The sequence below is a fragment of the Streptomyces sp. NPDC033229 genome, assembly GCF_055576875.1.
Map to the genome: position 1 here is coordinate 18,051 of NZ_JBVIQR010000040.1, position 8,259 is coordinate 26,309.

Sequence of the window (8,259 nt, forward strand, 5' to 3'; positions counted from 1 at the left end):
TGGTAGGCGCTGAGCGCCCGGTGGAAACCGGACGGGGCCATGTGGCACGTCTTGACCACCGCCCCTCCCCCCCCCCCCCCCCCCCCCCCTGCCCCCCCCCCCCCCCCCCCCCCCCCCCCCCCCCCCCCCCCCCCCCGCCACAGCGCTCAGTCCCGTGCCTCCGCCGACACCGGCTTCGGGATCAGGAACGATGCCGCGAGCGCGGCGCCCAGGATGGCGACGCCGGCGATCATGCCGGAGGTGTAGCCGGTGGACAAGGCCGCGTCCGTCGGGGCGGTCGCCGTCTTGACCGCGTAGAGGAGCGCGAAGCTGAGGCCCGCGCCGAGGTTGAAGGCGCCCGCGTTGAGGCCCGGGAGGAAGCCCGGGTTGTCGGTCGGGGAGTGGACGATGCCGAGGCCGTTGAGGACGATGTTCGCCACGCCCGCGTAGGTGATGCCCACGAGGATCGAGGCCGCCAGCAGCATGACGCGCGAGTGGGCCGGGATCGTGAGGATCATCAGGACGACGGAGGCCGCCGCGCCGATGAGGCCCAGGCGCAGGACGCGGCCGTAGCCGAAGGTGGCGGCGAGGCGGCCGGCGATCGGGCCCATGGCCAGGCCCGCGAGGGCGTAGGGCGTCAGGGTCCACCACGCGGACTGCTCGGCGGTCATGCCGAGACCGGCCTCGGCGTCCTGGGCGAAGGCGGGGATCAGACCGTTCATGACGGCGAACACACCCGTCATGGTGAGCACGGTGGTCAGCAGGGTCGCCCAGGTGGCGCGTCGGCGCAGATGACCGGTGGCGACCAGCGGGTGGGTCGTGCGGTCCTCGGTCCGCCAGAACAGGGCGAAGGCGACGGCGGCGACGGCCACGAGCCCGCCCACGAGGAGCCAGTTCGCGGCGGCGAGCTTGCCGGCCTCGTTCAGGGCGATGAGCAGCGAGCCGACGGACACGACGAGGAACGCGACGCCCCGCCAGTCCATCCGGCCGGCGGCGGGGACCTTGGACTCGGGGGTCAGGGTGGCGACGAGGACGGTGGCCACGACCGCCACGACGGCCATCGACCAGAAGACCGCCTCGAAGCCGTGGTTGTCGGCGAGGAAGCCGCCGGCCAGGGAGTCGACGCCGGCGATACCGCCGTTGACCGCGGTGATCACGCCCAGCAGGGTGCCGTACCGCTTCGGCTCGGTGATCTCGACCCGCAGCATGATCAGGCAGAGCGGGACGGTCGGGCCGGAGACGCCCTGGATGACACGGCCGACGAAGAGCATCGGCACGCTCGTCGCCAGCGCGGCGACCACGCAGCCGACCGCCATGAGCACCAGCATTCCGGCCAGGACCTTGCGGCGTCCGATGACGTCGCCGAGGCGCGGCAGGAAGAGCGAGAACAGGGCGGCGGAGGTGAAGAACGCCGTCTGGGTGAGCCCGATCTCCGCGGAGTCGGCACCGAGGCTGTCCTCGATGCTCTTCAGCGCGGGGCTGAGCATGCTCGCGTTGAGCTGGAAGGCGATGCAGGCCGTGAGGAGGGCGGTGACCAGCACGGCCACCCGGGTGGGGCGCCCGCCCGTCGAACCGGTGGGCTGATCGTCGGTGATGCGGTCAGTGAGGGAAACGTTCATGCCTCGGGGATCTCTGGGAGCGCAGCACGGCGGCTGCTGCCGGGGCGGGGCCTTGGGCACCGCGTCCGGTCGAACGGCAATATCTCTGGGCTGCCGGCCGACCCTCGGGCACGCCTCGGGTCACACCGCCTCCCAAACACAGAAAAACCCCAGCAAAAGCTGGGGTCTCTACTGGTGTCCGAGGGGGGACTTGAACCCCCACGCCCGATAAAGGGCACTAGCACCTCAAGCTAGCGCGTCTGCCATTCCGCCACCCGGACCGGGTGTGCGTCCCGCAGGTGTTCCCCGCGGCGACATGGACAACAATACCAAGGTTTCGGAGTGCCTTTCACCTGGGTATTCGCGAGGGGCATAAGGTCCTTTTATGGGCAAAGAGGGACACTTCGCCGCGCCGAGGAGCACCCCGAGGAGCGTCCCGCGGCGGCCGCGGGCCTTGTCACCGTTGCGGGAGCATCTGCGGGACACCTTCTGGTTCGCACCGACCGTGGGCCTGGTGGCAGCGGGGCTGCTGGCCGCCGGGGTGCTGGGGCTGGACCGGCTGCTGATCGAGGTTCTCCAGGAGGAGCAGGACTACGACACCGTCGAGTCGCTGATCGGCATCGCCGACGACACCAAGACGATCGTCACGACGGTGGGCTCGGCGATGCTGACCTTCATCGGTGTCGTGTTCTCCATCTCACTCGTCGCGCTCCAGATGGCCAGTGGACAGTTCTCACCACGCGTCGTGCGGCTGTACGTCCGCAGCAGGATCACCAAGAGCACGTTCGCGGTGTTCCTGGCCACGTTCCTGTTCGCGCTGCTGGTGCAGGCGTCGTACGAGGGGGAGACCGATCCCCGCGCGGTGCAGACGGTGCCGATCGTCTCCAGCGTCGCCTGCGTGGGCATGGTGCTGGTGAGCCTGGCGCTGTTCATCGCGTATGTGAACTCCACCCTGCGGCTGATGCAGGTCAGTCATGTCGTCGACCGGATCACCCGGGAGTCGTTCCGGGTGCTGGCCCGGCTCGGGACCGTGGACACCGGTGCCATGCCACTGACGCGGGCCACGGCCGAGATCGCGTATCCGGGGCGTGCGGGGGTGCTGCGGGATGTGAACATCGCCCGTCTGGTGCGGGTGGCGCGACGGCACGGGGTGGTGTTGCGGCTGATCCCGCGGATCGGGGACTTCGTGGTGCCCGGGACGCCGTTGCTGGCCGTGCACGGCGGAGGTGGGGTGCCGCCGCAGCGGATGCTGCGGTACACCGTCTCCGTCGGGGTCGAGCGGACCTTTCACCAGGATCTGGCGTTCGGACTGCGGCAGCTGTCGGACATCGCGCAGCGGGCCCTGTCCCCCGCGGTCAACGATCCGACGACCGCCGTGCAGTGCCTGGACCGGATCACCCAGTTCCTGGCCGCGCTGGCGGGCCGGCCGCTGGGGGCGCTGCACCACAAGGACGGCAAGGGCGTCCTGCGGCTCGTCCAGGACCTGCCCGGCTGGACGGACCTCGTCGACCTCGGTCTCACCGAGATCCGCGGCTGCGCGATCGGTAACCCCCAGGTCACCCGTCGGTTGATGGCCGCACTGGACGATCTGTGGCGGCTGGTCCCCGAGGACCGGCGGCCACCGCTCGAGCGGCACGGCGCGCTCCTGGAACAGGCCGTGGAGCGCACGGTGCCGGAGGCCGCCGACCGGGAGTTCTCGCTGCTGCCGGACCGTCAGGGCATCGGGTGACCGTGCCCGGTCCGCCTACCGTGTCGGCATCAGGTGGTACTCCGGGAAGTTCCCCGGCAGCCGCTCCTCCGCCGCGCGCGGGCCGTCCGTCACCGCCCGGACCAGCAGTTCGCCGCCCACGAACGCCCCGCGCCACGAGGCTCCGAAGCCGCCGAACAGCTCGTCGCGGTCGCCGCGCGAACGCGGCTTGCCCCGGCCGACCTTGAAGGCGCGGATCTGCGGGGCCAGCCGCTCGTACGCCGCCGCGTCGTCCGTGGAGAGCGAGGCGACGAGGGCGCCGTTGCTGGCGTTCATGGCGGCGAGGAGCTCGGCCTCGGTGTCCACGAGGACGATCGTGTCGACCGGGCCGAACGGCTCGGCGTGGTGCAGGGGGGAGGAGGGGGGCGGATTGAGGAGGGTCACGGGGGCCACGTAGGCGGAGAGGTCCTGGCCGGGCAGGAAGCGGCCGTCGGCCAGGTCGCCCCGGTGCAGGGGTATCGCGCCCCGGTCGATGGCCTCCGCCACCTGGTCGGTCAGTTCCTTGGCCTTGGCGGCGTTGATGAGGGGGCCGAAGTCCAGCTCCGGCAGGTCGTCCGCGGGGTCGGCGACCGCCAGCGGATGGCCGGGGGTAACCGACCGCACCGCCGGGAGGTACACCGCGAGGAAGTCCGCGAACGCCGACCGCTGGACCACGAAGCGCGGGTACGCCGTGCAGCGCTGCTTGGCGTAGTCGAAGGTCTTGCGGATCTGCGGGGCCAGCGCGTCCCAGCCGGTGAAGTTCCAGATGCCCCAGGTGTTGAGGCCCTCCTGCTCCAGGATGTGGCGCTTGCCCAGGTCCGCGACCGCCGTGGCGACCCGCGCGCCGGTGTCGCGGCCGCCCACGAACGAGACGCAGCCGATCTCCGGCGACCGCACCAGCGCCTCCGACAGCTCGGCGCCGCTGCCGCTGACCAGGGTCACCGGAAGCCCCTCGCGGGCCGCGAGGGCACAGGCGAGGGTCAGACAGGCCAGCCCGCCGTCCGTCGGGGTCTTCGCGATGACCGCGTTGCCCGCGAGGGCCTGGACGAGCATGGCGTGGACGAGCACGCTCATCGGGTAGTTCCAGCTGGCGATGTTGCTGACCGGGCCGGGCAGCGGCACCCGGCCGGCGACCATGGGGTCGATGCCGTCCACGTACCAGCGGACGCCGTCGATGGCCCGGTCGACGTCGGCCCGGGCCAGCCGCCACGGCTTGCCGATCTCCCAGACGAGGAGGAGGGCGAGGAGGTCACGGTGTTCGGTGAGCGCGTCGAGGGTGGCGGCCACCCGGGCCTTGCGCTCGGCGAGCGGGACCTCGCGCCAGGCACGGTGCTGGTCGAGGGAGGCCCGTACGGCATGCCGGGCGGTGTCCCTCTCCAGGCGCGGCGGGCCGGCGATGGGGGTGCCGTCGACGGGGGTCGTGGCGGGCAGCGGGCGGCCGTCCGCCTGCCAGATGCCGTTCCACAGGTTCAGGACCCGCTCACCACGGAACGCCTCCGGGGCGAGCGCCAGGCAGCGCTGCCAGGCGGTGGCCCATTCGGTGCCGGGCTTGAGCAGGAGGGGGCGGCGGCCGTCCCCTTCGGGGGTGCCGGAGGCCCCTTCGGGGGTGCCGGAGGAGGTGCCAGAGATGACTGCCATCGGTGTCTCCGCTCTCGGTGCACGGGCTCCCCTCGCGGGGGCAGGGGGAGTGCGGGGCGGGAAAGTGACGCGCCGTGCCGTTCTACGGACGTTCCGTTGCGTATTACCGAACGGTAGCCATGTGGCGGGCCGGCCGCCGGGGCCCCGCGGCGGATGAGGCCCACGTCACGTCTGCCTGTCCGGCGGATCCTGTGGGTGCACCACCGCTGCGCGTCGGTGTCCTCGAACACCGGACGGGCTGTCATCGGCTGAGCCCGGCCGCACCAGTCCGCCTCAGGCGGCAATGACCGGCCGGCGGACGAAGACCCGCCCCAAGCCACTGCAGGTCCCCGCCCACCGGGGACAATGAGCCGTCCACCGCCGCCACCAGCACCGGGACTGATCGACATGGGACGGGTCACCGCACGACGCCGCGTCATCCGCATTCGCGAGGGGGCCGTCAGCACCCGGCCCGATACCCTCGTGGCCGAGGAGCCGCTGGAGATCCGGCTGAACGGCAAGCCGCTCGCGATCACCATGCGCACCCCCGGCGACGACTTCGCGCTCGCGGCGGGCTTCCTGGTCAGCGAGGGCGTCCTCGGCGGCGCCGAGGAGCTGGCGAACATCGTCTACTGCGCGGGCGCGACGGAGGACGGCTCGAACACCTACAACGTCGTGGACGTCCGGCTCGCGCCCGGTGTGCCCGTCCCCGACATCAGCCTGGAACGGAACGTCTACACCACGTCCTCCTGCGGCCTGTGCGGCAAGGCCAGCCTGGACGCCGTACGGACCACCGCGCGTTGGGCCGTCACCGACGGCCCGACGCCGATGCGCCTGGAACCCTCCCTGCTCGCGGTCCTGCCCGACCGACTGCGGGAGGCGCAGCGGGTCTTCGACCGCACCGGCGGGCTGCACGCGGCGGCGCTCTTCTCACCGGACGGTGAACTCCTGGACGTGCGCGAGGACGTGGGGCGGCACAACGCGGTCGACAAGCTCGTCGGTCGCGCCCTCCAGCAGGGGCTGCTGCCGCTCTCCGACGTGATCCTCCTCGTCTCCGGCCGGGCCTCCTTCGAGCTGGTCCAGAAGGCCGTCATGGCCGGAATCCCCTTCCTCGCCGCCGTGTCGGCGCCGTCCTCACTCGCCGTCGACCTGGCGGCCGAGACCGGCATGACCCTGGTCGGCTTTCTGCGCGGCTCCTCGATGAATGTCTACGCCGGGGAGCAGCGCGTTGCCCTAGGGTGAAAGCCGCCTGACGCACGGGGCCGGAATGGGGGGCGACACATGGCACTGAGGCAGTTACCGCCGTTACCGCAGTACCGCGTCGACGCGGTGACGCGTCGGATGTGCGCCACGACCCACATCGACGAGGACTTCACCGACGAGGTGCTGTTCGAGTTCACCGCGGACCGGCTCAAGGCCGTGGGGCTGCCGTTGGGCATCAACCTCGTCGCCCTCGTACGGCACGCGCTGGCGGCCCGCGGGCGTGCCGTGGCCCGGGACCGCACGCTGTCGCTGCTGCTGGCCGGGGCGGTGGCCGCGGTCGTGGGGATCGCCGTCTCGCTGGACAGCGGCTCCACCCCGGCCGCCGTGGGGTGCTTCCTCGCACTGCTCGCGATCGTGGTGGCCGCGTGGGTGGTGGCGTGCCGGGCCACGTTCCAGGCGCGGCGGGCCGCGTTGGACGCGTATCGCGGCACCACCGAGCCCGAGAAGCTGGCGCCGCCCGCGCCGCAGGAGACAGAGGACTACCTCAAGGCGCTGCGCCGGGCCAACGTCGTGCCGTACGACGCGGAGGCGGAGTTCGCCAATCCCTTCGTCGGCAGCGGTCAGAAGATCAAAGAGGTGGTGTGGGCGCCGATCGACGTCGGGAGACCGGCCGATTCACCCTCCGGTGGGAAACTGACCATCAAGCCGTTCGACGCCGTCAGTCTCCACACCTATGTGGCGAAGGAGATGGCGAACATCGTCGGCCTGGAGCGGTTGCGCGCACAGAACCGGCTCTACGTCCGGGGGTTGGACGTCCCGCACCTCGGCGCTGATCTGCTGCCGGATCCGCTCAAGCGCCCTCTCCCCCGCATCCCTCCGCCGCTGGTGCAGTCCGCCGTGGTGCGGTCCGGGGCGGGGATGCGCGCGTATCTGAGCCTGGAGATGGTGGGCGAGGGCGGCAATGTGGTGGTGTCGATGCATCTGCGGGCGCGGCTGCTGGCCCCGAGGCTGTCGTGGGAGGTGTCCGCGTATGTGCTGGCGCCGACCAAGCCCCGGTTCCACGCGGTGGCGTATCTGCCGCTGGGCGGCTTCGAGCAGTGGTGGGCCGTCGTACGGGAGCCGTCCTCCAACCCGCTGCGCGCCATGTGGGGCGCCCCCGGCCGGGCGCGGGCCCGGCGCAGGGCCTGGCACCAGCACGAACGGGCCCTGGAGACGACGCGCCGGCAGATCACCAAGTACCAGGCCGTCTATGACTACGGGGCGTTGAACAGCCTGCGGGAGCGCGCCTCGGACTGGAACGCCATGCGCCACTCGGAGCGCACGGACGCGCAGGACATCTTCCAGCGGCTCCAGCAGGGCGTGCTGATCGCCACCGAGCGCTTCCTTCGTGACCACAACGTCGACACCGGTGACTTCGACCGCGCCCAGCAGGTCATCACCACCCAGACGTACAACATCTCGGGCGACATCACGGGCCCGAGCAATTTCGGCAACCACGGTCAGATCAACGCGTACGGGCAGCAGCAGGGCGCGGGCCAGCAGCAGGGCGGTGGCGGGCACCCCTGAGCGCCCGGACGAGCGCCCGGACGACCACCCGCAGAGCTAATCGGAGGTATCGATGAGTACGTACAACTTCCACGGCAATATCTCTGGGCCGGGCAACTACGGCGACAACGGGAAGATCGAGGTGCACCACGGCCAGTCGCCCCTGCGGCTGGCCGGTGACTTGGTGCGGCAGTTGCGCGCCGAGAGCCCGGCGCTGGCCGGTGAGGCCGAACTGCTGCGTGGCGAGCTGGTACGGGCGGACGAGGAGGGGCGGCCCGCCGACCGGGGACGGCTGCGGGAGTGGCTGGAGCTGATCTCGACGGGGGCCGCGGCCGGGAGCGGCTCGTTGACCCTGGCCCAGGAGCTGGGGCGCGCGCTGGGGATGTGACGCTCGCCTGGTCGGCGGATCCTCGACTGCGGGCCCGTCTTGCCGCCTGCGGCGGCGGGCGCCCTGCGGGGGTGGGGGGGGGGGGGGGGGGGGGGGGGGGGGGGGGGGGGGGGGGGGGGGGGGGGGGGGGGGGGGGGGGGGGGGGGGGGGGGGTGGGGGGGGTGGAGGGGGAGGGGGTGTAGGGCCGCCAGGACGCCGCCGCC

Annotated in this window: 6 protein-coding genes and 1 tRNA gene; 4 read left to right on the plus strand and 3 right to left on the minus strand. The window is 72.1% G+C overall.

All coding sequences use genetic code 11. The features are described 5' to 3' along the window. Positions 1–146: 146 nt before the first annotated feature. Entirely contained in the window at positions 147–1,598 is a 1,452-nt protein-coding gene (gene uriT / locus ACZ53N_RS28585; RefSeq protein ID WP_469143686.1) for a uridine transporter UriT, read from the minus strand. A gap of 172 nt (positions 1,599–1,770) precedes the next feature. Next, positions 1,771–1,858: transfer RNA gene (locus ACZ53N_RS28590), tRNA-Leu, on the minus strand. 104 nt (positions 1,859–1,962) lie between these two features. Between ACZ53N_RS28590 and ACZ53N_RS28595 the strand changes: the two genes are divergently transcribed. Next, positions 1,963–3,306 carry a DUF2254 domain-containing protein gene (locus ACZ53N_RS28595; protein WP_469143687.1) on the plus strand — a complete coding sequence of 448 codons (1,344 nt, stop codon included), beginning with the start codon at positions 1,963–1,965 and terminating at the stop codon, positions 3,304–3,306. 15 nt (positions 3,307–3,321) lie between these two features. Here the strand turns inward: ACZ53N_RS28595 and ACZ53N_RS28600 are convergent, their stop codons facing one another. Beyond that, positions 3,322–4,941 (minus strand): aldehyde dehydrogenase family protein, encoded by a 1,620-nt coding sequence (locus ACZ53N_RS28600; protein ID WP_469143688.1) that lies wholly within the window; start codon positions 4,939–4,941, stop codon positions 3,322–3,324. A gap of 387 nt (positions 4,942–5,328) precedes the next feature. On the opposite strand from ACZ53N_RS28600, the gene fdhD reads away from it, so the two are divergent. The 3 genes from fdhD to ACZ53N_RS28615 are packed head-to-tail and all read left to right on the plus strand — an operon-like array spanning position 5,329 to position 8,056. After that, positions 5,329–6,162, plus strand: a complete 834-nt coding sequence (gene fdhD / locus ACZ53N_RS28605; RefSeq protein WP_469143689.1) for a formate dehydrogenase accessory sulfurtransferase FdhD — start codon at positions 5,329–5,331, stop codon at positions 6,160–6,162. Positions 6,163–6,201: 39 nt separating this feature from the next. Beyond that, positions 6,202–7,689, plus strand: coding sequence for a hypothetical protein (locus ACZ53N_RS28610; RefSeq protein WP_469143690.1), 1,488 nt, complete (start codon positions 6,202–6,204; stop codon positions 7,687–7,689). A gap of 52 nt (positions 7,690–7,741) precedes the next feature. Beyond that, positions 7,742–8,056: a hypothetical protein gene (locus tag ACZ53N_RS28615; protein ID WP_469143691.1), complete on the plus strand. Its 315-nt coding sequence runs from the start codon at positions 7,742–7,744 to the stop codon at positions 8,054–8,056. Positions 8,057–8,259 lie beyond the last annotated feature (203 nt).